The 26082-nt window shown below is 62.9% G+C and carries 17 protein-coding genes; 4 read left to right on the top strand and 13 right to left on the bottom strand.

What is annotated here, in order from left to right; genetic code table 11:
* The first annotated feature begins 220 nt into the window (after positions 1-220).
* Complete coding sequence (locus DV532_RS19770) at positions 221-1639, top strand: amino acid permease (protein WP_056802087.1); 1419 nt, start codon at positions 221-223, stop codon at positions 1637-1639.
* Between the two features lie 40 nt (positions 1640-1679).
* Here DV532_RS19770 and DV532_RS19765 read toward each other — a convergent pair whose 3' ends face one another.
* A complete protein-coding gene (locus tag DV532_RS19765) occupies positions 1680-3299 on the bottom strand; it encodes an FMN-binding glutamate synthase family protein (protein WP_056802089.1) in 1620 nt (539 codons plus the stop codon).
* A 126-nt stretch (positions 3300-3425) separates the two neighbouring features.
* Positions 3426-7700: a DEAD/DEAH box helicase gene (locus DV532_RS19760; RefSeq protein WP_056802092.1), complete on the bottom strand. Its 4275-nt coding sequence runs from the start codon at positions 7698-7700 to the stop codon at positions 3426-3428.
* Between the two features lie 184 nt (positions 7701-7884).
* On the opposite strand from DV532_RS19760, the gene DV532_RS19755 reads away from it, so the two are divergent.
* A complete protein-coding gene (locus DV532_RS19755) occupies positions 7885-8301 on the top strand; it encodes an NUDIX domain-containing protein (protein ID WP_056802094.1) in 417 nt (138 codons plus the stop codon).
* Here the strand turns inward: DV532_RS19755 and metR are convergent.
* Positions 8285-9202 carry a transcriptional regulator MetR gene (gene metR / locus DV532_RS19750; protein ID WP_056802096.1) on the bottom strand — a complete coding sequence of 306 codons (918 nt, stop codon included), beginning with the start codon at positions 9200-9202 and terminating at the stop codon, positions 8285-8287. The two genes, DV532_RS19755 and metR, sit on opposite strands and share 17 nt — an antisense overlap.
* Positions 9203-9398: 196 nt before the next feature.
* Here metR and DV532_RS19745 point away from each other — a divergent pair, with 196 nt between their 5' ends.
* On the top strand, positions 9399-10394 hold the full coding sequence (locus DV532_RS19745; RefSeq protein WP_056802098.1) for an alpha/beta fold hydrolase: 996 nt from the start codon (positions 9399-9401) through the stop codon (positions 10392-10394).
* 38 nt (positions 10395-10432) lie between these two features.
* Here DV532_RS19745 and DV532_RS19740 read toward each other — a convergent pair whose 3' ends face one another.
* The 7 genes from DV532_RS19740 to DV532_RS19710 form a co-directional block, all read right to left on the bottom strand.
* Positions 10433-10768: a GlpM family protein gene (locus DV532_RS19740; RefSeq protein WP_056802099.1), complete on the bottom strand. Its 336-nt coding sequence runs from the start codon at positions 10766-10768 to the stop codon at positions 10433-10435.
* 26 nt (positions 10769-10794) lie between these two features.
* Entirely contained in the window at positions 10795-12123 is a 1329-nt protein-coding gene (locus tag DV532_RS19735; RefSeq protein ID WP_056802101.1) for a sigma-54 dependent transcriptional regulator, read from the bottom strand.
* Positions 12120-14024, bottom strand: coding sequence for an ATP-binding protein (locus DV532_RS19730; RefSeq protein WP_056802103.1), 1905 nt, complete (start codon positions 14022-14024; stop codon positions 12120-12122). Before DV532_RS19730 ends, DV532_RS19735 begins: the two co-directional genes overlap by 4 nt.
* A 73-nt stretch (positions 14025-14097) precedes the next feature.
* Positions 14098-14832 carry an amino acid ABC transporter ATP-binding protein gene (locus DV532_RS19725; protein ID WP_056802105.1) on the bottom strand — a complete coding sequence of 245 codons (735 nt, stop codon included), beginning with the start codon at positions 14830-14832 and terminating at the stop codon, positions 14098-14100.
* Positions 14829-15500 carry an amino acid ABC transporter permease gene (locus tag DV532_RS19720; protein ID WP_056802107.1) on the bottom strand — a complete coding sequence of 224 codons (672 nt, stop codon included), beginning with the start codon at positions 15498-15500 and terminating at the stop codon, positions 14829-14831. The genes DV532_RS19725 and DV532_RS19720 overlap by 4 nt, the downstream gene beginning before the upstream one ends.
* Positions 15501-16247 carry an amino acid ABC transporter permease gene (locus tag DV532_RS19715; RefSeq protein WP_056802109.1) on the bottom strand — a complete coding sequence of 249 codons (747 nt, stop codon included), beginning with the start codon at positions 16245-16247 and terminating at the stop codon, positions 15501-15503. It lies immediately after the preceding gene.
* A gap of 142 nt (positions 16248-16389) precedes the next feature.
* Complete coding sequence (locus DV532_RS19710) at positions 16390-17307, bottom strand: glutamate/aspartate ABC transporter substrate-binding protein (RefSeq protein WP_056802111.1); 918 nt, start codon at positions 17305-17307, stop codon at positions 16390-16392.
* A 336-nt stretch (positions 17308-17643) separates the two neighbouring features.
* Between DV532_RS19710 and DV532_RS19705 the strand changes: the two genes are divergently transcribed.
* Entirely contained in the window at positions 17644-21777 is a 4134-nt protein-coding gene (locus tag DV532_RS19705) for an NEL-type E3 ubiquitin ligase domain-containing protein (protein ID WP_056802113.1), read from the top strand.
* Positions 21778-21800: 23 nt separating this feature from the next.
* On the opposite strand, the gene glpD is transcribed toward DV532_RS19705, so the two are convergent.
* The 3 genes from glpD to glpK all read right to left on the bottom strand — a co-directional run bounded on the left by glpD (position 21801) and on the right by glpK (position 26058).
* Positions 21801-23339, bottom strand: a complete 1539-nt coding sequence (glpD, locus tag DV532_RS19700; RefSeq protein WP_056802115.1) for a glycerol-3-phosphate dehydrogenase — start codon at positions 23337-23339, stop codon at positions 21801-21803.
* Positions 23340-23643: 304 nt separating this feature from the next.
* The gene (gene glpR, locus DV532_RS19695) at positions 23644-24399 is read right to left on the bottom strand and encodes a DNA-binding transcriptional repressor GlpR (RefSeq protein WP_056802116.1); all 756 of its coding nucleotides are present in this window, start codon (positions 24397-24399) and stop codon (positions 23644-23646) included.
* A gap of 159 nt (positions 24400-24558) precedes the next feature.
* Entirely contained in the window at positions 24559-26058 is a 1500-nt protein-coding gene (glpK, locus tag DV532_RS19690) for a glycerol kinase GlpK (RefSeq protein WP_056802118.1), read from the bottom strand.
* Positions 26059-26082 lie beyond the last annotated feature (24 nt).

Here is a 26082-nt window from a genome sequence, read left to right as displayed (position 1 = left end):
CACTGCGTGCCCCCAGAGATCTCGCTGAAATTTCCTGTTTATACAGCGAAAACCCCTGCAACGGTCTTCCTATACTGCTCGACCCTTCGCACTGCCGAGCGCTCTATTCCGGCACACGGGCCGGCCCACGAGGCCAGCCTGGCCAGCCAACGCCACGCCTATCGGTGTGGCCAGTGCTGCACGAAGGTTAAATCCAATAACAAAATGAGGTTGTATTGCTATGCCAGTCGGCAACCACTCTGCCCACGGCCAAGCCAATGAAGGCGGCCCGCTCAAGCGTGAACTGGGCGAACGGCACATCCGCCTGATGGCGCTGGGCGCCTGCATCGGTGTTGGTCTTTTCCTCGGTTCGGCCAAGGCCATCGAAATGGCCGGCCCGGCCATCATGCTGTCCTACATCATCGGCGGCTTGGCCATCCTGGTGATCATGCGCGCCCTTGGCGAAATGGCCGTGCACAACCCTGTCGCCGGCTCCTTCAGCCGCTATGCACAGGACTACCTTGGCCCACTGGCGGGCTTTCTTACCGGTTGGAACTACTGGTTCCTGTGGTTGGTGACCTGCGTTGCCGAAATTACCGCGGTAGCCATCTACATGGGCATCTGGTTCCCTGATGTACCGCGCTGGATCTGGGCCCTTGCGGCCCTGGGGAGCATGGGTGCGGTCAACCTGGTGGCGGTGAAGGCCTTCGGTGAATTCGAGTTCTGGTTCGCCCTGATCAAGATTGTCACCATCGTTGCCATGGTCCTTGGCGGCATCGGCATCATTGCCTTTGGCTTCGGCAATGACGGCGTGGCAGTGGGTATCTCCAACCTGTGGAGCAACGGCGGCTTCATGCCCAATGGCGTGACCGGCGTGCTGATGTCGCTGCAGATGGTGATGTTCGCTTACCTGGGCGTGGAAATGATTGGCCTGACCGCCGGTGAAGCACGCAACCCGCAAAAGACCATTCCACAGGCCATAGGCTCGGTGTTCTGGCGCATCCTGTTGTTCTACGTCGGTGCGCTGTTCGTAATCCTGTCGATCTACCCGTGGAACGAAATCGGCAGCCAGGGCAGCCCGTTCGTGATGACCTTCGAGCGCCTCGGCATCAAGACCGCCGCTGGCATTATCAACTTCGTGGTCATTACCGCGGCACTGTCGTCGTGCAATGGCGGCATTTTCAGCACCGGGCGCATGCTCTATAGCCTGGCGCAAAACGGCCAGGCCCCGGCGGCCTTCGCCCGTACCTCGAACAATGGCGTGCCGCGCAATGCGCTGCTGCTGTCGATCGGCGCGCTACTGCTGGGTGTGCTGGCCAACTACCTGGTACCGGAAAAGGTCTTCGTCTGGGTTACTTCGATCGCTACCTTCGGTGCAATCTGGACCTGGGTGATGATCCTGCTGGCGCAGTTGAAGTTCCGCGCTGGCCTCAGCACCGCCGAGCGCAAGGCGCTGAAGTACCGCATGTGGTTGTGGCCGCTGAGCTCGTACCTGGCGCTGGCCTTCCTGGTGCTGGTGGTCGGCCTGATGGCGTACTTCGAGGACACCCGCGTGGCCCTGTACATCGGCCCGGCGTTCCTGGTGCTGTTGACGGTGCTGTATTACACGTTCCGCCTGGCGCCGAAAGAAGCGCAGGGTGTGGCCAGTACCGCTTCCTGATCTGAAATTCTTGGGGCTGTGCAGCAGCCCCAAGTTTCTATCACGCCGCTATTTCGCTATTGGGCTCAAAGCTGTCCGCTCGCGCCAATTGCCACATGCGCGAATAGAACTGGCCGTTCACCTCGCCGGTCAGCAGTTCCCCCGGCTTCAAAAACACATGCATCTGCGAGAACAGCTTGATTTCGGTGGCCGACACGCGCCGCACCAGGTGCTTGGCCTCCAGCTGCGCCGGGTGCTCCAGCCCCGCAGCGGCAAGCATTTCCGCCAGAGCACGCAAGGTGTTGTGGTGGAAGTTAACGACCCGCTGAGCCTTGTCCGGTACAACCAGCGCCCGCTGGCGTAGCGGGTCTTGCGTGGCAACGCCGGTCGGGCACTTGTTGGTGTGACAGCTTTGCGACTGGATACAGCCGATGGCGAACATGAAGCCGCGCGCCGAGTTGGCCCAATCGGCGCCAATGGCCAGTACGCTGGCGATGTCGAAGGCGCTGACGATCTTGCCGCTGGCCCCTAGCTTGATCTTGTCGCGCAGGTTCAGGCCAACCAAAGTGTTGTGCACGAACAGCAGGCCCTCACGCAGCGGCACGCCAATGTGGTCGGTGAACTCCACGGGTGCTGCACCGGTGCCGCCTTCCTTGCCGTCGACGACGATGAAATCGGGCAGGATGCCGGTTTCCAGCATGGCCTTGGCAATGCCCATGAACTCCCACGGGTGGCCCAGGCAGAATTTGAAACCTACCGGTTTACCGCCAGACAGCTCACGCAGCTGGGCGATGAACTGCATCATCTCGATGGGGGTGGAGAAGGCGCTGTGGCGGGACGGCGAGATGCAGTCTTCACCCATCAAGACGCCCCGGGTTTCGGCAATTTCCTGGGTCACCTTGTGCTTGGGCAGGATGCCGCCATGGCCGGGCTTGGCGCCTTGGCTCATCTTGATTTCGATCATGCGCACTTGTGGGCTGCGGGCCTGGGTGGCGAAGCGTTCGGGGTCGAAGCGCCCATCCGGCGTGCGGCAACCGAAGTAGCCGCTGCCCAGCTCCCACACCAGGTCGCCACCATGCTCGCGGTGATAGGGGCTGATGCTACCTTCACCGGTGTCATGGTGAAAATTGCCCAGCTTGGCGCCCTGGTTGAGGGCGCGGATGGCGTTGGCGCTGAGCGAGCCGAAGCTCATGGCTGAAATGTTGAAGATCGATGCCGAATACGGCTGGCTGCACTGTGGCCCGCCGACGATGACCCGAAAGCTTGCCGGGTCGGTCAGGGGGGCCGGGCGCATCGAGTGGCCGATGAATTCGAAGCCGGACTCATACACGTCGATCAACGTGCCGAAGGGTTTATCCGAGGCTTCGTTCTTCGCGCGGGCGTACACCAGCGAGCGCTGGGCGCGGGAAAACGGCAGGGCATCGCTGTCGGCCTCCAGCAGGTACTGGCGGATTTCCGGGCGAATGGCTTCCACCAAGTAACGGATGTTGCCCAGGACCGGGTAGTTGCGGCGTACCGCGTGGCGTTGCTGCAGCAGGTCGAACAGGCCGATCAGGCTGAGGATGGCGGTGCTCAGGGTGAACGGCCACAGCCATTCATGGTGGGTGAAGGGCAGGCTCGCCAGGGTGAACAGCACACAGGCGGCGAAGAAGGCATAGCGGCTGAGAAGTGACAGGCTCATACAGGGTCCTTGCGATGGCGCGGTCAGGCTCAGGGCCTGGGGTAAACCCCGACCATAGCCAAGTTGCACGGCTGTGCAAATTAAAATCGGGGTAGCAAAAATCATTCTCGCCAACCCTTGTGGCAATCAGGGTGTGGCGCGCAGCAGCTTTTGCCGCCAGCTTTCCTGCTCCTGTGCTGGCGCCTCGACCAGGAACGAATAGCGCCCGGCCACCCGCACCGCTACCGGCACGCCATCGCGATACAACAGGCGGTTGCCAGTCACCGCTGGCACTTTCGCCCCCGGCAGCAACGACCCGATCAGGTTCAGCGGGTCACTGGCACTGACCACCACCAGTGCTGCGTCCAGTGCACGCCGGCGCACCTGCCGCAGCAGCCCCACCGCCTCGGGCAAGGCGAATTGTTCACCCGCCAGCCCGGCAATGAAGCGCCCGCCACGAATTTCGCCCCGCGCCTCCAGCCGGTGGTAGCAACGCAGCAGCTCGCGCCACGGCGGCAGCACATCACTTTCGCGCTCCAGTAGCCGCCAGCACACTACCCCATAGCGCCGCAGCAGGGCCCGGGCGATGTGCTCCAGGCGCTGGTTGTCGTCCACCGCGCTGCGGCGCAACAAGGCCCAGCGCCCGGCATGGGACATGCTGCTGGAGCGCGGCGGGTGGCCGCGCCGGCTGTTGCGCGCGGTGCGTTTTGCCGCCGGGGTGATCAGGCTGCGCAGGCCGGTGAAGCTGTCGGCCCCCACCAGGCCTGCGCCTACCAGTTCTTGCAAGGCCGTCTCCAGCTCGCTGGGCAGCAGGTGGGCATCCACTGTCAGCTCGTCGAAGAACAGCGCGCCATGCGCCTGCAGCACCTCGTGGACGCGCTGCGCCCGTGCACCTAGGCTGTCCAGAGCCGGCAGCGGGGCAAGGCTGCGCCACAGGCCGAGGTGCTCGCGGGGCAGCAGCACCAGTGGTGTGCTCGACAAGGTGTTGCTCGACACGGTGGCGGCCAGCCGGCTCCAGGCGAACTGCCCGCTGCGGCAGGCATCGTCGAGCCAGTGCGGGCTGTAGTCGTGAATGCGCGCCGGCAGCAGTTCGGCCTCCCAGGCGCCGGCGGCGCTGGGGAAACCCTGCAACTGGCCCAGCACTTCGGCCACCGCCTGTGGGCCGCGCAGGCGTTCCTCAGGCGCCAGGTGCTGCCAATCGAACAGAAAACGCATGAAGTGTTGCAGGCTGACCGGCTCGATTTCCCGGCGCAGGCGCTTGACCGTGTAGCGGTGGATGCGCGCCAGTAAATGGCGCTCGCACCATTGCAGGTCATCGACCCCGGGGCTGAAATGCCCACGCAGCACATAGCCATCGGCTTCCAGGTGGGTCAGGCCTTGTTCGATGGCTTGCAGCGGCTGGCCAAGCGGTGCGGCAATTTGTGCCTGGGTCAGCGGGCCATGGCCGCTCAGGCGGGCGCGCAGCAATTCGACCAGCGCGGGGGCTGGCTCGACGGCCTGATCGAAGCCGGGCAACACCTGCAGTGCAGGTTCGCGCCGGGCACCGGGGTACAGCACCTGCAACAGGCTTAACCGCTCACGCGCCAGCCACAGTTTTGCATCTACCAGGCGCAACGCCCGCCCGGCTTTGGCCAACTGGCGCAGCAGCAGCTCCCAGCTGGCATTGCCCTGCACCTCGTCCTCGCTGATGGCACCCAGGCCCATCAACGCCTCATGCATTTCGTCGGCGTTGCCTGGCTGCGGCCAGGCCTCGGCAGCGACGGCGGCAATGGCATCGGCGTCCAGTGCGCCGAGCTCGTCGCCACTGCGCAGCTCGTTCCAGCGCCGGTTGAGCACCGCCTGGGTGCGCCGTTCTTCCAGCGGCGCGTCATCCAGAAAGGCATAGGGCCGGGCATTGAGGATGGCCGAAGCCAGCGGCGAAGGGGCGGGCAGGTCACGGCACAGCAGGCGCACCGCGCCACTTTCCATACGCCGCAACAGCGCCAGCCAGCCTTCGCTGTCCATCGCCTCGTGCAGGCAGTCGTCAAGGGTTTGCTCGACCAGTGGGTGATCGGGTATCTGCCGCTCGCCGGCGATGTTCTCCAGGCAGGCGAGCTGCTCGGGGAACACGGCGGCCACCAGGTCTTCGCTTTTCATCCGCTGGAGCTGTGGCGCCACCTTGCGCCCACCCACGAAGCGCGGCAGGGCCATGGCCACGCTGGCATTCCAGCGCCAGCGCACGCCGAACAACGGTGCATCGAGCACGGCCTGGATGAGGATCGGCTCGGCGCTGCGGCTATGCAGGTAACGCCACACGTCGTCCAGTTCGAAACTGTGGCTGGTGGACAGCGACAGGACGATGGCGTCCTCGCTGGCTGCCGCCTGCAACTCGAAGTTGAAGGTGCGGCAGAAACGCTTGCGCAGGGCCAGGCCCCAGGCGCGGTTGATGCGGCTGCCATAGGGCGAATGGATGATCAGCTGGGTGCCGCCGGACTCATCGAAAAAGCGCTCCATCAGCAGCGTGTCTTGCGCGGGCAGGGCGCCGAGTACTTCGCGGGTCCGGGCCAGGTAGTCGAGCAACTGGCTGGCGCTGGCTTCGCCCAGTTCGAACGTGCCCTGCAACCACGCCAGTACCTCGGCCTGATTGTCGCCAGCGCGCGCCAGCTGCTGGTCGACCTGCGCCTGCAGCCGTGCTACCGCGGCAGACAGCTCGTCGCTGCGCCCCGGCGCCTCGCCCAGCCAGAATGGAATGGTCGGCGGCAGGCCTTGGGCATCTTCCACCCGCACCCGGCCAGGCTCGACGCGCACAATGCGATAGGAGGCGTTGCCCAGCTGGAAGATATCGCCGGCGATGCTTTCCACGGCAAAGTCTTCGTTGACGCTGCCGATGTTCAGCGCCTGTGGCTCGAGCAGCACGGCATAGTCAGCGTTGTCGGGGATGGTGCCGCCACTGGTCAGGGCAGTCAGCTGGCTACCCCGGCGGCCACGCAAGGTGGCGCTCACCGCGTCGCGGTGCAGGTAGGCGCTGCGCACGCCTTGGCGGCCGTTGTAGCCCTCGGCGAGCATGCGTAACAGGGCTTGGTAATGGTGTTGGTCGAGGTCGGCGTAGGGCGTGGCCTGGCGCAGGCATTGGAACAAGGCCTGTTCATGCCAGGGCTGGTTGCTGGCTTCGGCGACGATCTGCTGGGCCAGCACGTCCAGTGGCGCCCGGGGGATGTGCAGTTCGTCCAGTTCGCCCCGGCGTACGCAGTCGAGCAGGGCCACGCATTCGATCAGGTCGTCGCGTGAGGTCGGGAACAAGCGCCCCTTGGGCACGCCATCGACCTGGTGGCCGGCGCGGCCAACCCGTTGCAGGAAGGCCGCTATCGACCCCGGCGAAGCTATCTGGCAAACCAAGTCGATGTCGCCGATGTCGATGCCCAGTTCCAGTGACGCAGTGGCCACCAGCACCTGCAGCTGGCCGTGTTTCAAGCGTTGCTCGGCATCCAGGCGTAGCTCTTTGGACAGGCTGCCATGGTGCGCGGCAACCGCCGCTCTGCCCAGGCGGTCGCTGAGGTGGCGGGTGACGCGTTCGGCCAGGCGCCGGGTGTTGACGAACACCAGGGTGGTGCGGTGCACCCGGGCCAGCTCGGCCAGGCGGTCGTAGACCAGGCCCCAGACATCGGTAGCCATTACCGCGCCAAGCGGTACGGGCGGTACTTCGATGGCCAAATCGCGCTGCCGTGCATGGCCGACATCGACGATGGCGCAGGGGCGCCCGGTGCCGACCAAAAATTGCGCCACCCGCTCGACCGGGCGTTGCGTGGCCGACAGGCCGATGCGCCGCAGCGGCCGCTTGCACAGGGCCTGCAGGCGCTCCAGGGTCAGCGCCAGGTGGGCGCCGCGCTTGTTGCCGGCCAGGGCATGGATTTCGTCGACGATCACCGTGTGCACGCTGGCCAGGCCTTCACGGCCCGAAGCCGAGCCCATCAGCACGTAGAGCGATTCGGGGGTGGTTACCAGAATATGCGGCGCCAGCTTGCGCATGGCGGCACGTTCCTTCTGCGGCGTATCGCCGGTGCGCACGGCAGTGGTGATGCGCGGGGCGTTCAAGCCTTGTTCAGCGAGGGCTTGGCTGATGCCTTCGAGCGGGGCTTGCAGGTTCAGGCGGATGTCGTTGGACAGGGCTTTTAGGGGTGAAACGTAGATCACTTTGGTGTGCGCGGGCAGCTCGCCTTGGTGCTCCAGGCCTTCGCGGAACAATTCGTCGAGCACGGCCAGGAACGCGCTGAGGGTTTTGCCCGAGCCAGTCGGTGCGGCCAGTAGCATCGACTGGCCGGTGTGGATCAATGGCCAGGCCTGGGCCTGGGCGTCGGTTACCGTGGCGAAATGGCGACGGAACCAGGTGCGCACGGCGGGGTGGAACAGCTCGAGCACCGGGTGGTGTTTGGCGGGCAGGTTCATGCGTTGGTTATGGCGGGTGCGGGGCGAGTTGGCAAGGGGCCGTTCGTCTGTAAGGTCAGCTGTAACCTGTGCCGGCCTGTTCGCGGGTTTACCCGCGAACAGGCCGGCACAGTAAAGACTGGCCTTGTCACGCCGCTGACCCCATGGGATCCTCCCCAGCCATTGTTTCCAGCGAGTCCAGCCCGTGCCCAACACCATCCGCATTGCCGCCGCCCTGCTGATCGACCCCCTGGGCCGCACCCTGCTGGTGCGTAAGCGCGGGACCCAGGCCTTCATGCAGCCCGGCGGCAAGATCGATGCTGGCGAATCGCCGGTGCAGGCACTGGTGCGCGAGTTGCACGAGGAGCTGGGCCTGCGCATCGACCCCGCCCAGGCCGTGCACCTGGGCCAGTTCAGCGCCGCGGCCGCCAACGAGCCGGGCTTTGACGTTCAAGCCGAACTGTTCCGTGTCGACAGCGCCGAAGCCGTGGTCCCGGCCGCGGAAATTGAAGAGGTAGTGTGGCTGGACGCCGACCAGACGCCAGCGATGACGCTGGCGCCGCTGACCCGCGACCTGATCTTGCCGTTGTACTACCAGCAGGCGCTCAACGCACCGCGCTGACGCCATCGAGGGTGGCGAACGAGGTGTCCTTGGCGGTCAGCAAAAAGTCGCGCATGTACGGCGCATCGAGCATATCGGTGCGCACTGCGGCATACAGCGTGGCGAACAAACCTTTGTCACCCAGGCGCTTGCCCTTCACGTAACCGCGCGAGCTGTACTCGTGCAGGGCCCAATGCGGCATGCCGCACACGCCACGGCCGCTGGCCACCAGCTGCATCATCATCACCGTCAGCTCCGAAGTGCGCACGGCGGCCGGCTCGATGTCGGCCGGCTCCAGGAAGCGGGTGAAGATGTCCAGGCGGTCGCGCTCCACCGGGTAAGTGATCAGGGTTTGGTCGAGCAGGTCCTGCGGCACGATGTACGGCTTGCTGGCCAGGGGGTGTTGATTGGCCACGGCCAGCATCGCTTCGTAGGTAAACAGGGGCACATAGGTGATCCCCGCCAGGTCCACTGGGTCGGAGGTTACCACCAGGTCGAGGTCACCACGGGCCAGGGCCGGCAACGGGGCGAAAGCAAAGCCGGAGGCCAGGTCCAGCTCCACTTCCGGCCAGGCATCGCGGAACTGGTCGATGGTCGGCATCAGCCACTGGAAGCAACTGTGGCATTCGATGGCCATGTGCAGGCGCCCGGCGGTACCACCCGCCAGGCGCGCGATGTCACGCTCGGCGCCGCGCAGCAGCGGCAAGGTGGCGTCGGCCAGTTGCAGCAGGCGCAGGCCGGCGCTGGTGAAACGAATCGGCTTGCTCTTGCGCACGAAAAGGGGCAAGCCCAGGCGCTCTTCCAGCTCCTTGAACTGGTGCGACAGCGCTGATTGGGTCAGGTGCAGGCGCTCGGCGGCCTCTACCAGGCTGTCGGCCTCGCGTAGGGCATGAAGGGTTTTCAGGTGACGGATCTCCAGCACAGCTGACTCCGGGGCGTAGATTTGAGGAAACAGGGAATGAGTTGAGTTTCCCTCATGTTGACGCAGCTGTCGACTGGGCGTTCGGCCGCACCGTCTGGCGGGGGTCATCAAACTGTCACGCAACTGTGGCAGCGCGCCCGAACAGAATTCATCAGACTCGCGCTCTACTGGGGATCTGCATTCTGGTGTTTCTGTCATGCGGGCTTTTTGGTTTTTTCTGTTCTTCATATTCAGCGCACCTGCGAGTTTCGCCGAACAGCGTTGTGACGCCCAGGTGCCGGTACAGCGGGCCGAACTGGGCGCGGTCAGCCTGGTGTATCAAAGCGTCGGTGCCCCGCGCGACCCAGCCTTGCTGCTGGTCATGGGCCTGGGTGGGCAACTGATCCATTGGCCGGATGACGTGGTCGAGGCGTTGTGCCGCCAGGGCTTTCGGGTGATCCGCTATGACAACCGCGATGTTGGCCTGTCCCGCTGGAAGCAATTGCCACCGTCGGCCAACCTGACGGTTGAACTGCTGCGCTACAAGTTGGGCTTGTCGGTGGCGTCGCCCTATACCCTGACTGACATGGCGGACGATGGGCTGCACCTGATGGATGCGTTGGGTGTGCACCAGTTTCATGTGCTGGGGGTGAGCATGGGCGGCATGATCGCCCAGCACCTGGCGGCCATGGCGCCCGAACGCGTGCGCAGCCTGACGCTGGTGATGTCTAGCTCCGGGGCGGCGGGCTTGCCGGCGCCGGATCCGGCGCTGGTGCAGTTGCTGGCCCGGCGCAGCGCACCCAACCGAGCAGTGGCCATCGAACAGCAGGCCGACCTGCTGGCGGCCTTAGGCAGCCCACAGGTGCACGACGATCGCGCGCTGTTGTTACAGCAGGCAGCCGTGGCCTACGACCGGGCGTTCAACCCGGAGGGGGCCAAACGCCAGATCATGGCGATTCTGGCCGAGCCGAGCCGGGTCGAGTTGCTTAACCAGCTGCGGGTGCCGACCTTGGTGGTGCATGGCACGGCCGACCCGTTGCTGCCGGTGATGCATGGCGTGCATCTGGCGGCGCATATCCAGGGCAGCCAGCTGCGTTTGATACCGGGGTTGGCGCACCGCTTCCAGGAGGCGTTCAAGGCGCCGCTGCTGGGGGCGGTGTTGCCCTATCTGCAGGCGCATCGGCAGGATGTTAAGCATATCGCCGGGCTTTGAATCGACGGCGCCCGCGAAGAAGGCCACGCCGATACAGGTCAGTGCATCCGCACCCACACGGTCACCAGCACGGTCGCTGCCATTAGCCAGGCCACCGTGGCCAGTGCCAGCGACGCCTCCAGGCGCATGCGGTCGACCAGTACATACAACGTCGCCAGGTACACGAAGTACGGAATGATCGACCACATGCCGAACAGGATGGTGGTTTTCAGGTCGGCAATGCTGCGTCCTTTGCCGACGATGTAGTGGGCAATCAGGGCGAAGGTGGGGAACAGCGGTACCAGCCCGGCAATGTAGTAATTGCGCGTCTTCGACAGCATTGCCAGCAGCACCACCACGCCAGCGCCCAAAGCGGCTTTGAATACCAGGTCCACGGTGTATTTCTAGGTTGGGGTTGAGGTCAGCCGAGGCCGTATTTTTTCACTTTGTCGAACAGCGTGGTCTTGGCCATGCCCAGCTCCTGGCTCGCTTGGCTCAGGTTGCCACCAGTGCGCTGCAGGGCATCGCTGAGCAGGTTGCGTTCGAACGCTTCTACCGCTTCGGCAAAACCCAGGCCCTGGCTGGCAGCGCCGCTGGGGCCTTTTTTGAAGGCTGGCAGGCCGAGGGCATAGCGTTCGGCAACGTTGCGCAACTCACGTACGTTGCCCGGCCAGTCGTGAGCCATGAGGCGCGACAGGGTCTGGCTGTCCAGTGTCGGTGTTTCCCGGTCGAAACGCAGTGCCGACTGCTGCAGGAAGTGTTCGAACAGTTGCAGGATGTCTTCGCGGCGCTCACGCAGCGGCGGCAGCTCCAGGGTCACCACGTTCAGCCGGTAGTACAAGTCACTGCGGAACTGGCCGCTCTGGCCCATGGCATCCAGATCGGACTTGGTCGCAGCGATTACCCGGCAGTCCACCGCAATGCTCTGGTTCGAGCCCAGCCGCTCCAGGGTGCGCTCCTGCAGCACACGCAGCAGCTTGATCTGCAGGTTGATTGGCATGCTCTCCACTTCGTCGAGAAACAGCGTGCCGCCGTTGGCGTGTTCGATCTTGCCGATGCGGCGTTTGCCGGCACCGGTAAAAGCGTTGGCCTCGTGGCCGAATATCTCGCTTTCGAACAGGTTTTCCGGCAGGCCACCACAATTCAGCGCCACGAACGGTTGGCCCTGGCGGCGGCTGAAGTCATGCAGGCAGCGGGCGACCAGTTCCTTGCCGGTGCCGGTCTCGCCTTCGATCAGCACGTTGGCCGAGGTGTCGGCGACGTTGGCGATTAGTTCGCGCAATTGCTCCATAGCCCGCGAGCGGCCGATGATGCGGCCTTCCAGGCTGCTCTGCTCGGCCAGTTGCCGGCGCAGGGCAACCACTTCGCGGGCCAAGCCGCGCTGTTCCAGGGCGCGGCGTACCACATCGACCAGGCGTTCCGGGGAAAATGGCTTTTCCATGAAGTCGTAGGCGCCATTGCGCATGGCGCCGACGGCCATGTCGATATCGCCGTGGCCGGTGATCAGCACCACCGGCAGGCTGCGGTCGCGGGCCTTGAGGCGGTTGAGTAGCTCCAGGCCATCGATGCCCGGCAGGCGAATATCACTGACGACGATGCCGGCGAAGTCGTCGCCGATGCGCTCCAACGCCTGCTCGGCGCTGCCAACACCTTCGCAGGCAATGTCTTCCAGCGCCAGGGCCTGTTGGCAGCCGAGCAGCACATGCGGGTCGTCTTCGACGATCAGGACGGTAAGAGGCGCTTGGTTCATGGGTGCTCTGCCGATTCGCTAGGGGGAGTAACCAGCGGCAGGGCCAGGACGAAGGCCGTGCCGCCAGTGGCGGGGTGCTCGACGTTGAGGCTGCCCTTGGCGGCGGCAGCAAGGCTCGCCGACAGGGTCAAGCCCAGGCCCAGGCCGTGTTCGCCCGGTTTGGTGGTAAAGAAAGGTTCGAACAGGTGCTTGCGCGCCTCGGCGTCGATACCGTGGCCATTGTCGCGCACCTGCAAACGGTACTTGTCGCCTTGCAGTTCGCCCTCCAGCCACAGTTCTGGCAACGGTTGCGCTGCCATGGCATCCAGGGCGTTGCCGATCAGGTTGACCAGGATCTGCTCCAGGCGGGTCTGGTCGATAGCCAACTGCTGGTCTTCGAACCGGTTGTGCAGTTGCAGGTTACAACCACTGATGCGGTTGGCTAGCACCTGCAAGCTGGCCTCCACCGCTTTGCCCAGCGAGGCCTGGCCGCTGTCGTCGCCGCGTCGGGCAAACGAGCGCAGGCTGGCGGTAATGCGGCCCATGCGGTCGATCAGGTCGTTCATGGTGCGCAGGTTGGTGCTGGCGGTTTCCAGTGCCCCGCGTTCGAGGAAGCGCACGGTGTTACCGGACAACGTGCGCAACGCGGCCAGCGGCTGGTTCAGCTCGTGGGCGATGCTGGTGGACATCTGCCCGATGGCGGCGAGCTTGCCGGCCTGCACCAGTTCGTCCTGGGCATGGCGTAGGGTCTGCTCGGCATGCCGACGCTCGCGGATCTGGCCTTTGAGGCGTTCGTTGCTGGCACGCAGGTCGGCGGTGCGTTCGGCAATACGCCGTTCCAGCTGGCTGTTGGCTTCTTCCAGGGCCTCGCGGGCCGCAAGGCGGGTGGCGATGACTTTGCGCCGCTCGTTCCAGGCAATGCCGAGAATTGCCAGCAAGGCGAAGGCCACGCCCACCAGGATGCCTTGCACCATGGATTCGCGGCGCAGGTCCTGCAGCGGGGTTAGCAGGGTGAAATGCCAAGGGGTGTCGACCAGGCGCCGGGTTTGGGCCAGGTAAGCCACTTCGTGGGTCTTGCCCTTCGCGGTCTCCCGGTTGGCCGGAAAGGTCAGTTTCTCCACGCCGTCGGCCAAGGTTTCCCGGGCCAGTGGCTGCAACTCGTTCAACGGCCACCAGTAATACTGCAGGCTGCGTGCTAGGCGTTCCTTGGTTTGCGGGGTGAGCGGGCGCACCGACTTCAAGCGCCGGGCCGGGTCGCTGGACAGGATGATGATGCCGTTTTCGTCACTGACGAACGCCTCCAGGCGGGCACGCTGCCAGCGCTCCTCAAGGGTATCCAGGCGCACCTTGATTACCGCCACGCCAATGATCTTGCCGTGTTCTTCCAGGCCGTGGGCCAGATAGTAACCGGCCTCACCGGTGGTGCTGCCAATGCCGTAGAAGCGCCCGGGCTCACCGCGCACGGCAGTTTGGAAGTAAGCACGGAACGACAGGTCTTCACCCAGGAAAGAATCGGCATCGCGCCAGTTACTGGTGGCCTGTACCCGGCCATTGGTGTCGAGAACGAAGATGGCCCGGCTGCGGCTGCGCCGGTTGAGGCCCTCGAGGTATTCGTTGACGGTTTGCCGTGAGCCGCCGTCAGGGTCGGTAAGCAGGTGCGAGACGCTGTCTTCCAGCTCTAGCAGGCTCGGCAGGTAGGTGTACTTGCTGATCTCGCTTTCGACCGTGCGCGCATGCAGCTCCAGCTGGCGCTCGCCGTTTTCGCTGAGGGCGCGGATGCCGTTGCTTTCGCTGACCAAGTAGCCAACCACGCCCAGGCCAACCATCAGCAGGATGATCAGGGGCGGCAATAGCAACTGGCGGAGCAGACGGGAATTCACGGCAGGCTTGGCAGGGAGAAGAAGCGAAGGGTCGCATTTCATCACAGTGGCCTTGTCACGACCAGCGCCAGCTGCCCGAAAGGGCAGCGGCGCCGACCGATTCAGTGATGCAACATCAGTGTTGCAGGATCTTGCTGAGGAAGTGCTGGGTACGTTCGTGGCGTGCCGTAGGGTCGCCGAAGAAGGCTTCCTTCTGGCAGTCCTCGATGATGTTGCCCTTGTCCATGAAAATCACGCGGTTGGCCACTTTGCGGGCAAAACCCATTTCGTGGGTGACGCACATCATGGTCATGCCTTCGTGGGCCAGCTCGACCATCACGTCCAGAACTTCGTTGACCATTTCCGGGTCCAGGGCCGAGGTCGGCTCGTCGAACAGCATGACGATCGGGTCCATCGACAGGGCACGGGCGATGGCCACGCGTTGCTGCTGGCCACCGGACAACTGGCCGGGATGCTTCTTGGCGTGCGCACTGAGGCCAACACGATCGAGCAGGGCCAGGCCCTTCTTGGTCGCTTCTGCCTCGCTGCGGCCCAGCACCTTGCGCTGGGCGATGGTCAGGTTCTCGGTGATGGACAGGTGCGGGAACAGTTCGAAGTGCTGGAACACCATGCCTACCCGCGAGCGCAGCTTGGGCAGGTTGGTCTTGGGGTCGGCGATCGAGGTGCCGTCGACCACGATGTCACCTTTCTGGAACGGCTCCAGGGCGTTGACGCACTTGATCAGGGTGGATTTGCCCGAACCCGATGGGCCGCACACCACCACCACTTCACCCTTCTTCACCTCGGTGGTGCAATCGGTCAGCACCTGGAAGTCGCCGTACCACTTGTTGACGTTCTTGATGGAAATCATACGGTGATCCTTTTTTGCAGGCGCTTGACCAGCCACGAAGCGGAGAAGCTGATGATGAAGTACACGACACCGGCGAAGATCAGGAACTCATGCGAGCGCCCGATGATGTCGCCGTTGGACCGTGCAGAGTTGAGGAAGTCGACCAGGCCCACGGTGTACACCAGCGAGGTGTCCTGGAACAGGATGATGCTCTGCTGCAGCAGCAGCGGGGTCATTTTGCGGAAGGCCTGGGGCAGGATGATCAGGCGCATGGTCTGGCCGTAGGTCATGCCCAACGCCTGGGCGGCGCCCATCTGGCCCTTGGAGATCGACTGCACGCCGGCGCGGACGATTTCGCAGAAGTAGGCGGCCTCGAACATCATGAACGCCACCACGCACGAGGTGAAGGCACCCACCGGGGTGTCCTCGCCGGTGATCCAGCGCAGCACGAACGGTACCGCCAGGTAGAACCAGGTGATGACCAGCAGCAGCGGGATCGAGCGGAAGTAGTTGACGTAGGCGCCGGCTACCCGCGATAGCAGCTTGCTCGATGACAGGCGCATCAGGGCCAGGATGGTACCCAGTGCAATACCGCCCACCACGCCCATGAGCATCAATTGCAAGGTCAGCAGCATGCCGTCCCACAAGGCGGGCAATGCCGGGATGATTTCGCTGAAATCCATTTCCATTTATTTGCCCCCCACGGAAATCAGGCCAGGCACTGCGACTTTCTTCTCGATCATGCGCATCAGCAGCATCAAACCCATGTTCAGGGTGAAGTAGATCAGTGTGGCCAAGGTGAAGGCTTCGAACAGGTTGGCCGAAAACTCGGCGGTCTGTTTGGTTTGTGCCAGCAGCTCCATCAGGCCGATCAGCGACGCTACTGAGGAGTTCTTGAACACGTTCAAAAATTCTGACGTGAGCGGCGGAATGATGATCCGGTAGGCCTGCGGCAGCAGTACGTTGGTGTAGATCTGCGACAGGCTGAAGCCCATTGCGCGGGCGGCCGATTCTTGGCCGCGGGGCAGCGCCTGGATGCCGGTACGCACCTGTTCGCAAACACGCGCGGCGGTGAACAGGCCCAGGCAGATGACCACGCTGATCAGTGCCGAGGTGGTCGGGTTGAGGTCTTGCTTGAACCATTCCTGCAGGCCCTCAGGCAGCAGGTCTGGTACCAGGAAGTACCAAATGAACAGCTGCACCAGCAGCGGTACGTTGCGGAACAGCTCCACGTAGGCGGTGGCGATGCCCGACACCACACGGTTCGGCACGGTGCGCATGACACCGAGCACCGAGCCCAGCAGCAAGGCGATGATCCAGGCGGAAATGGCGATGGCGATGGTCCAGCCCAAACCGGTGACGTACCAGTCCAGATAGGTTTCGCTGCCCACGCCGGTGGACTTGAAGAACACGCCCCAGTCCCAGTTGTAATTCATCGGGATTTCCCCTCAGACGATTGTTTCACGGGCACCTTCGAGCATCCGGGGGCGCAGGGCGCCCTCGGATGAAAGGTTAGACACTAATGAGTGGCCTGCAGAATTGATTGGTGCTCGCGAGCACCAGGCCACTATCTGAGAGTCAGGACTTCTTCTCGTCCGCCGCCTTGTCGGTCGGCTCGGCGATCAGTTTCTTCAGCTCGTCGCTCATTGGGAACTGCAGGTTCAGGCCCTTTGGTGGGATCGGCTGTTGGAACCACTTGTCGTAGCTCTTGTTGACTTCGCCTGACTTGAAGTAACCGACGATGGCGTCATCGACCGCTTTCTTGAAGGCCGCGTCATCCTTGCGCACCATGCAGCCATAGATTTCGTACGACTGTGGGGTACCGGTGATGACCCAGTCGGCTGGCTTGCGCGCCTTGGCCATTTCGCCGGCGAGCAGGGCGTCGTCCATCATGAAGGCCACGGCGCGGCCGCTTTCGAGCATGTTGAAGGCTTCACCGTGGTCCTTGGCGGAAATCACGTTCATCTTCATCTGCTTGTCGGCGTTCATCGCCTTGAGGATGCGCTCGGAGGTGGTACCGGCAGTGGTCACTACGTTCTTGCCGGCCAGGTCTGGGAAGTCTTTGTACGCGGGCTGACCGTCCTTGACCTTGGTCAACAGGCGCGTACCCACTTCGAAGATGCCCACCGAGAAGCCGACTTGTTGCTGACGCTCGACGTTGTTGGTGGTGGAGCCGCACTCCAGGTCGACGGTGCCGTTCTGCACCAGCGGGATACGGGTTTGGGAGGTGACCAGGTTGTAACGGACCTTGATGTCCGTACCCAGTTGCTTTTTCAAAGCGTCGACGACAGCCAACTGGATGTCATGCGAGTAGCCCACGGGCTCGGGTTTGCCGGCCAGGTAGGAAAACGGGATGGAGGAGTCGCGGTGGCCCAGGGTGATGGTGCCCGAATCCTTGATCTTCTTCAGGGTGCCGGTCAGTTCTTCGGCCATGGCCGGCGAAGCGATCACAGCGGCCGCGATGGCGGCGCCCAGCAATTGACGAACGATGCGCATCAAATTTTCCTCGACGTGTTTGTTTTTTTTATGGAGCCGTTGGCGGACTCTTTCGTTCAACGAATACCGCAAGAAGCGAGTGCATTCGGCTACCAAGTGTAGAGCATGAGTCGTGCCAAGCTCTGATATCGATCATAACGTCACGAAAACCGGGAGTATTAAACTTTTTTGAACCTGGAAACCTGCAGTAACCACTCCGGGTTTCCGAACGAATGCCTGTTTCGTGTTCGGAAACCCGAACAGATTGATCCATAACTTGCTTGGCCTGCTTTAAGTACCGCGTTGGCCAATAGCGTGAATGTTCTTCTGGTTCTTTACCCACCGGAGACCACTGCTATGCCAACAACTGACAGGTTTGACACCGCCTCTGTCGATCACGTGATCGAACGACAGCTACCCGAATGGTTGACCCGGGCGAAGGCGCAGCATCTACAGGGTTATCAGGACGCCGTGCAGGCGCAGCAAGCGAGTGTCGAACGCTTGCGCCACTTGCTCGATGGCATTCCTTCGATCGAGGCGTATGCCGCGCCTCTGCTTGAAAAAGCGCTTTCCGGAGTCGGCCTGCATCAACTCGACCCACGGCACGCATTTGTGGTGACCAAAGAGGAGTTCAAGTTTCCATCGGCTGCAGAAAAACTCTACAGGCCGAGTGTGACCTACCACTCCCGGCACAGCCTGCTAGCTGCTGCAATGCACAACTTTCACGAGCATGAGACCCGCCTGTGGTCGCTGCGCCAGGCCCACCTGGAAGGGCCTCAAGGGGCGCGCTTGACCCTGCAGTTCGAACGTTTCGCCAGCCTGTGCCGCAGTCTCGACATCGGTGCCGGCTATCAGGCTTTGCTCAACAAGGTACTGCTGCCAAAGTCTGGCCGCGGGCAGCCTGAAGGGCAGGCGCGCAGGGCCGTCGAGCAACTGTTCGAAGGGTGTCTTCAAAGCCGTATGCAAGCCTCGGTTTACGAGTCGAGGTTCAAGGGCGAGATAGACGAGTCGGACCTACAGCGATTGCTAGCGTGGTTCAACGGTCAACCCGAGCCCGCCAAAGGTACATTGATTTCACGCCAGCTCTATCTGCTCGGCAAATGCATGATCGGCGCCGTCACCCTGGAGTGGCGGCCCGCAGGCAGTGATGAGATCGATGAGGTGATTCTGTGGCTTCCCTCGGACCCACAGCAAACCCTCTGGCATTACGATTCATGGGCGGCTTTGTACGACGGTATTGCGCTCCGCTTGCGACAACCTGCGTTTCGCCGGTTTTTCAGTGTTTTCGTCAAGGTACAGGACCGAGCGTCGTTCGATCAGGCCCTGGCATCGTTGCTCAAGGCTTCAGCGGCCGGCGCAACGGTGCAGTTGGATGGGCGGAACTTGCCTATCGAGGGCAACCTGTTCGCTCATGTCCGAGCGCAACAGGTCAGGAAGATCTTCGATGATGCACGTTTCATCGCCGTGCCGACGGACCAGGAAGGCCATCTGGCCCGGCAGGAGCGCTTGCAGAGCCTGCTGTCGGCAGGGCTCGATTTGCTGACGGTGGCTTCTTTTTTCTTGCCGGGCCTGGGCGCTGTTCTCCTGGTGGTCAACGCCGTGCAGGTTTTTGATGAGATCTACGAAGGGTATGAAGACTGGCAACTGGGTGACCGCCAAGGGGCGCTTGATCATGTGTTGGGTGTAGCGCAAAGCATTGCCCTTGCGGGTGTCACCGGGGCAGCGCTTGGGGTGGTGCGGCGAGTTAGGTTTGTCGATGGCCTCAGCCCCAAAGTGGTTTCTGCGGACAAGATCAAGCTAGTGCGCACCCTCGAACAGCTGCACGTTGAGGAAAATGTCACGGTGCTGGCGCAAGCCCTGCACCCTGAACTGTTCGCAGATATCCTGTCGGATGATGCCCAGACACTGCTGGCCGTGACCGGTTGCAACCCTGAGCAGTTGCGCCGCCTGTGCGTTGAGCAGGCGGCAGCGCCTGCGCGGCTGGTTGATATGCATGAGCGCATAGCGCTGCACCGGGCCGAGCCTAAGCTGAAGGGGGCATCATTCGAAGTCAAGCTGGCCAGCCTGCGCCCATCGCCCACGGCAGACCAGGCGTTGCTGATCAAGGCCTTCAAGGGGCTTACCCCCCGGGCAGCTGAGGAGATCATCCGGCACACCAGCAGCACGCAGCTCGAAAGCCTTCGCAGCACCGGGCAGTTGCCATTGAGCGTGGCGGAGCGGGCGCGCTGGCATTTGCGGGACAGCCGGATTGACCAGGCATGTCTGGGCATTCGCTTGCAAGGCATGACCAATGCAGACAGCGAAATACTGGCCCTTAAGCTGATCGCACAGAAGACGCCCTGGCCTGGTTCTTCGCCGGTGCAACTGCGCTCCGGCAGCCCTGAGGGTGCGTTGCTGTATGCAAGCGAGGTCGCGCCGGCGGGGACGGCGAGGGTTATCGTGCGAAACGAGCAGGGCTACTCGCTGGTTGCGGCGGATGGCTCGTTACCTGCCAATGTCGGCGAGCCACTGCTTCAAGTTGTGTTGAAGTGCCTGGATGATGAACAGAAGGCGGCGTTGGGTAACCGCAACCTGAGCGCCAAACAGCTACGTAGCGCCTTGATCGATGCTGCCCGTGCGGACCGAGAGCAGGCGGCCCGGCTGATCGGTCTGGCGCCGGTAGGTGCGGGTGTGCGCCCGCCCTTGCGTTTTGCGGACGGGCGCTTGGCTTACACGTTCAGTGGCGGCGGCGAAAGTAGTCACCAGGCCATTAGGCGCGGTATCCACCAGATATTCCCAACACTCACTGACCTGCAGTTGCAGGCTTACCTCAATGCTGTGCGGGCACAGGGAGTGAGCCTGTGGGACCACTACCTGAGCCTGCAGCAGCAACTGGCCGAACTGCGCCAGGCGCTGGGTGACTGGCAGTCGCAATGGCGCACCCCGGCCGAAGCCATCAGACGGCGCCGTGTTGCTGAAACCTTGCGTCGGAGTTGGCGCCGCAAGCTGGTCGATAGCAATGACGAATATGAGCTGGTAATTGATGGCGAGCATGTCGGCGAGTTGCCGACGCTGCCAGCAGGCGTAGCTTACGCCCACATACGCCGGCTGGTTCTGCGCAACATGGGGCTGCAAACCGTGAGCGAGGATTTTCTCCGGCGTTTTCCTAACCTGGTCGAGTTGGACTTGAGCGACAACCGCCTGGCTCAGATGCCGGCTGGCATCGAAACACTCACCCAGCTCAGGCGCGTCAATCTGTCCAACAACCAGATCGCCATCGATGCCGAGGCGAATCGTCGCTTCGCCCAGCTTTCGCTGCTGGAAAGCATGGAGTTGAGCTTCAACCCGCTCCTGGAAGCGCCGGACTTATCGGGCCTGCGTCATGTTCGGCACCTGAGTTTGCGCGGCACCCATTTGGCGGATGTCAGCGAGCTACTTGAACGTGCATCCTGGCGATCGTTGATCGACGCACGCGAGAACCGCATCCGGGAATTGCGCCAGGAAGTGAGCGGGCTAAGCTCGCGCCTGGCACGAGTGGACTTGCATGACAACCCCCTCGACAGCGCAGGTCACCAGCAACTGGACGGTACACGCGTCGGCGCTGTGGCTGGCGCGAGGGGCAGTTCATCCTATAAGCACCGCGAGGCGAGCAGTGCTGTGCGTGACCTTTGGACTGAGACGCGTGACGTGACCCTGCGCAGGCAGCGCGAAGCAAGTTGGGACCGATTGCGGCAGCAAACGGGCTCTGCCGACCTGTTCCGCTTCCTGGCCGATCTTAGCTATAGCGAGGATTTCCAGGAGCATCCTGGGCATTTTCGCCGTCGGGTATGGCGCGTTCTCGATGCTTGCGAGCATAACGAAGTGCTACGTGATCAGATTTTTCGTGAGGCGGGAGGTCTGCGCAGTTGTGAGGATCGCCTGCTCTGGATATTGAACCAGCTGGAGACGGGCGTACTGGTTCAGCAGGGGATCAGTGGGGTGCCTGCGGCAGTGGCCGAGCAGAGCCTGGTTCGCCTGGGGCGGCAGTTATATCGGCTGGACCTGGTGGACGCAATCGCAGCCCGGCACGTACAGCGCATGCGTGTCACAGCCCCAGGCCAGGTCGATGAAATCGAAGTGCGGCTGATCTACCGAAACAGGCTGGCGCAAGCGCTGGAGTTGCCCATACAGCCAGACGAAATGCATTACGCTTCGTTTGCCAACGTCAAGGAGGCTGACTTGGCGAAAGCCATGACGGAGGTTTTGCTGGCCGAAACGCCACAGGGTAATCAACAGACGCTGGCCGACCGGCCCTTCTGGGCACGGTTTGCCAGGCAGCGCTACGCCGAACGCTTCGAGGCCCTTGCTGCGCCGTTTCACCAACGCCTGGCTGAATACGAAGTGCAAGCTGCAAGCGGTACAGAACAGGCATACCTGCAACATGCGAGCGAGCTGATGCAGGCGTTGGAATCTGCAGAACAACAGCTGTTAAGAACCTTGGCCGAGGAGGCGTGGACGAGGTTCCCCGGCTAGGTAGGCGCTGCCCCGTATCTCAATCAGGCTGCACGCGTAGCAGCCTGGTTGGCTTGCCGTTGCTGCAGGTAGTCGACCAGTGCTTGTTGTTCGCTGGCGCTGGTGAACAGGCCAAGTTTGGTGCGGCGCCACAGAATATCCTCGGCGGTAACAGCCCATTCTGCGTTGGCCAGGTAATCCACCTCACGCGTGAAGAGGCCACCGCCCAGGGCTTGCCCAAGGCCTTCGGGGCCTTGCACGTTTTCCAGCAATTGCCATACGCGGCTACCGTAGGTCATCGCCCAGCGTTTGGCGATGTCCACCGGCAACCAGCCATTGCGCGCCAGCACTGCATCTACCAACGCCTGAACAGTGCTCATGTTCTCCCCGCCGGGCAGGGGCGCCTGGGCGGTCCAGCTGGGTTGCATCTGGCTAAAGAACGGCTTGAGTTCGCCCATTGCCGATTCGGCCAGCTTGCGGTAGGTGGTGAGTTTGCCGCCGAACACGGACAGCAGGGGCGCTTGGCCTTGGCCTGCTGACAAGGCCAGGGTGTAGTCGCGGGTGACTGCGGACGGGTTGTCCGACTCGTCGTTGCACAATGGGCGAACGCCCGAATAGGTGTGCAGGATATCGCTGCGGCTCAACTGATGATTGAAATGCTCGTTCACCACCTTCAGCAGGTAGTCGGTTTCCTGCTCGGTGATCGCTACCTTGGCCGGGTCGCCACTGTACTCGCGATCGGTAGTGCCAATCAAAGTGAAGCGGCCCAGGTACGGGATGCAGAAGACGATGCGCTGGTCTTCGTTCTGCAGGATATAGGCGTGGTCGCCTTCGTAAAGGCGCGGCACGATGAGGTGGCTGCCCTGGATCAGGCGAATGCCGTAAGGCGCATCGAGCTTGAGGTCGTCCTTGATGAAGCTGGCGACCCAGGGGCCAGCGGCGTTGACCAGCGCGCGGGCGCGAATGCTCTGCAAGCTGCCGTCGGCATGCTGCAACTCAACCTGCCACAGGCCAACTACGCGCTCGGCGCGCAGGCAGCGGGTACGGGTGCGGATGTGCGCGCCATGCTCGCGGGCGGCCATCGCGTTGAGCACCACCAGGCGGGCGTCGTCCACGGCGCAGTCGGCGTATTCAAAGCCGCGGGTGATCGCCGGCTTGAGCGGGTAGCCTGGGCCGAAACGCAGGCTGCGCGAAGCGCCCAGGCGTTTGCGCTTGCCCAGGTGGTCATACAAGAACAGGCCAGCACGGATCATCCAGGCCGGGCGCAGGTGCGGGCGGTGCGGCAGCACGAAGCGCATTGGCTTGACGATATGTGGGGCTTTGGCAAGCAGTACTTCTCGCTCGGCCAGCGCTTCGCGCACCAGGCGGAATTCATAATGTTCCAGGTAGCGCAGGCCGCCATGGATCAATTTGCTGCTGGCCGACGAGGTGTGCTGGGCGAGGTCGTCTTTTTCGCAGAGGAAGACCTTGAGGCCGCGGCCGGCGGCGTCGGCAGCGATACCCACGCCATTGATGCCGCCGCCGATCACGGCGAGGTCATAGCAGTCGGCGAGTGGCGGCTGGGACGTAACGGGCTGGGACACGGGCGTGGCCTCCTGAGGGTGCTCTAATCGAATATGAACATTGATGTTCGTTTGCGAAAATACTAGCGCAACAGAACGCCGCTCGCCAGTCAGTCTTTATAGAAAAAACTGATCAGATGACAGGGAAGTGAACATTTACGAAAATTTTGGGTGGTTGGGTTGATCGGGTCGAGGGGGGGATCAGTGCGATCATTTTGAGAGGTGTGGCGCCTGTGAGATCGAGCGCCGCGCGGGCGGCGCGCGATCTCTCAGACGCTGCAAAGGCTCAAGGCATGCGCCTTGCGCCCGCCGCCGCCCCAACTATTCAAACCACCTCAAGCCGAATCTTGTACTGGTTCAGCAACTGGGTAAGAGCAGGCGTTGGCACTTGGTCGGTCACCAGGCAATCGACCAGGCTGATCGAGCCCAGGCGCACCATGGCGTTGCGCCCGAACTTGCTGGAGTCGGCAGCCAGGACTACCTGCCGGGCGTTGGCGATGATTGCCTGCGAAACCCGCACCTCCTGGTAGTCGAAGTCGAGCAGGCTGCCGTCTTCGTCGATGCCGCTGATACCCACCAATGCGAAATCGACCTTGAACTGGTTGATGAAGTCGACACTGGCCTGGCCCACCACGCCACCATCGCGGCGTACCGTGCCGCCTGCCACCAGTACTTCGAAGTCATCTTTGGCGGCAAGGATCGCGGCAACGTGCAGGTTGTTGGTAATGACCTTCAGATGGTTGTGGTTGAGCAGCGCCCGGGCGATGGATTCGGTGGTGGTGCCGATATTGATGAATAGCGAGGCATGATCGGGGATCTGCCGGGCCACGGCTTCGGCGATGCGTTGCTTTTCGTCGCGCATCTGGTCGGCGCGCATGGCGTAGGCGGTGTTCTCGATGCTCGAGTCATAGGCCGCGCCACCGTGGTAACGGCGCAGCAGATTGAGCTCGGCCAACTGGTTGATATCACGACGGATGGTTTGCGGTGTGACGGCGAACAGCTGCGCCATTTCTTCGATACTGACGTAGCCGCGCTCGCGCACCAGTTCGAGGATTTGTTGTTGGCGGGGGGGCAGATTCATGGGCGGTCCTTTGGGGCTGCCGGACAAATGCTGCAATGATGCCGTAGGACGCGGACTACAGCCAGTAGACGATGACGCATTAGCGCGGTGGTTGGGGGGAGCGCCCTTGCGCGACACAAGGCCGCTCCCCCAGGTAGTGCAGCGCCTGTCAGGCAGGCATCAAGCCTCGTGGTCTTCCCAGTCGCGGGTACGCTCGACGGCTTTCTTCCAGCCGGCATACAGCTTCTCTTTCTGTGCCTCATCCAACTGCGGGCTGAACTCGCGCTCGATGATCGCCTTGTCGCGCAGCTCGTCCAGGCCGCTCCAGAAACCGCAGGCCAGGCCCGCCAGGTAGGCGGCGCCCAGGGCTGTGGTTTCGCGCATTTTTGGGCGCTCCACACAGGTGCCGAGGATGTCGGCCTGGAACTGCATGAGGAAGTTGTTGGCTACCGCGCCGCCGTCTACCCGCAGCTCGCAGAGGCGCTGGCCGCAGTCCTGCTGCATCGCGTCGAGCACGTCGCGGGTCTGGTAGGCGATCGACTCCAGCGCGGCACGGATGATGTGGTCCACCTTCACGCCACGGGTCAGGCCGAACAACGCGCCACGGGCATACGGGTCCCAGTACGGCGCACCCAGGCCGGTGAACGCTGGCACCAGGTACACGCCGTTGCTGTCCTTGACCTTGCTGGCGAAGTACTCGGTATCCAGTGCATCGTTGATGATTTTCAGCTCGTCACGCAGCCACTGCACGGTGGAGCCACCGTTAAACACCGCGCCTTCCAGCGCATAGGCCACTTCGCCACGCGGGCCGCAGGCGATGGTGGTGAGCAGGCCGTGGGACGACTTTACTGCCTGGTCGCCGGTGTTCATCAGCAGGAAGCAGCCGGTGCCATAAGTGTTCTTGGCCTGGCCCGGCTCTACGCACATCTGGCCGAACAGCGCCGACTGCTGGTCGCCAGCGATACCGGCAATGGCGATGCCGCTCTTGGTGTGGCCATACACTTCGGAAGACGAGCGCACCTCGGGCAGCATCTGCCGCGGGATGCCAAGTATTTCCAGCAGCTTGTCGTCCCACTGCAGGCTGTGGATGTTGAACATCAGGGTGCGCGAGGCGTTGGTGTAGTCGGTGACATGCACCTTGCCGCCGGAGAACTTCCAGATCAGCCAGGTATCGATGGTGCCGAACAGCAGCTCACCACGCTCGGCGCGTTCGCGAGCGCCCTCGACATTGTCGAGAATCCACTTCAGCTTGGTGCCGGAGAAGTACGGGTCGGTGACCAGGCCGGTGGTTTCGCGAATGTAGTCTTCATGGCCGTCACGCTTGAGTTGGGCGCAGATTTCGGTACTGCGGCGGCACTGCCAGACGATGGCGTTGTACACCGGGCGGCCGGTTTCCTTGTCCCACACCACGGTTGTTTCGCGCTGGTTGGTGATGCCCAGTGCGGCCACCTGGGCGTGGCTGATGCCCGCTTGGGCCAAGGCCTCGACCATGGTCGCGCTCTGCGTGGCGAAGATTTCCATCGGGTCGTGCTCGACCCAGCCCGCCTGCGGGTAATGCTGGGCGAATTCGCGCTGGGAGGTACCCACCACATTGGCGTCGCGGTCGAAGATGATGGCCCGAGAACTGGTGGTGCCCTGGTCCAGGGCGATGATGTAGTTCTTATCCTGGGTGTCTGTCATGGTCGTAGCCTTGCGAAAATAGGG

Source organism: Pseudomonas sp. Leaf58 (genome assembly GCF_003627215.1).
Classification (GTDB): domain Bacteria; phylum Pseudomonadota; class Gammaproteobacteria; order Pseudomonadales; family Pseudomonadaceae; genus Aquipseudomonas.
Note: the sequence above shows the minus strand (reverse complement) of the source record. Positions and strands in the feature narration are given on the sequence as shown.

Bases quoted from the DNA above. Each gene is read 5' to 3' on its own strand.
- DV532_RS19735 (WP_056802101.1), bottom strand. From the start codon at position 12,123: ATGAACCAAGCGCCTCTTACCGTCCTGATCGTCGAAGACGACCCGCAT.
- DV532_RS19730 (WP_056802103.1), bottom strand. From the start codon at position 14,024: ATGAAATGCGACCCTTCGCTTCTTCTCCCTGCCAAGCCTGCCGTGAAT.
- DV532_RS19705 (WP_056802113.1), top strand. From the start codon at position 17,644: ATGCCAACAACTGACAGGTTTGACACCGCCTCTGTCGATCACGTGATC.
- DV532_RS19770 (WP_056802087.1), top strand. From the start codon at position 221: ATGCCAGTCGGCAACCACTCTGCCCACGGCCAAGCCAATGAAGGCGGC.
- DV532_RS19760 (WP_056802092.1), bottom strand. From the start codon at position 7,700: ATGAACCTGCCCGCCAAACACCACCCGGTGCTCGAGCTGTTCCACCCC.
- DV532_RS19725 (WP_056802105.1), bottom strand. From the start codon at position 14,832: ATGATTTCCATCAAGAACGTCAACAAGTGGTACGGCGACTTCCAGGTG.
- DV532_RS19765 (WP_056802089.1), bottom strand. From the start codon at position 3,299: ATGAGCCTGTCACTTCTCAGCCGCTATGCCTTCTTCGCCGCCTGTGTG.
- DV532_RS19710 (WP_056802111.1), bottom strand. From the start codon at position 17,307: ATGCGCATCGTTCGTCAATTGCTGGGCGCCGCCATCGCGGCCGCTGTG.
- glpR (WP_056802116.1), bottom strand. From the start codon at position 24,399: ATGAATCTGCCCCCCCGCCAACAACAAATCCTCGAACTGGTGCGCGAG.
- DV532_RS19715 (WP_056802109.1), bottom strand. From the start codon at position 16,247: ATGAATTACAACTGGGACTGGGGCGTGTTCTTCAAGTCCACCGGCGTG.
- DV532_RS19745 (WP_056802098.1), top strand. From the start codon at position 9,399: ATGCGGGCTTTTTGGTTTTTTCTGTTCTTCATATTCAGCGCACCTGCG.
- glpK (WP_056802118.1), bottom strand. From the start codon at position 26,058: ATGACAGACACCCAGGATAAGAACTACATCATCGCCCTGGACCAGGGC.
- DV532_RS19720 (WP_056802107.1), bottom strand. From the start codon at position 15,500: ATGGAAATGGATTTCAGCGAAATCATCCCGGCATTGCCCGCCTTGTGG.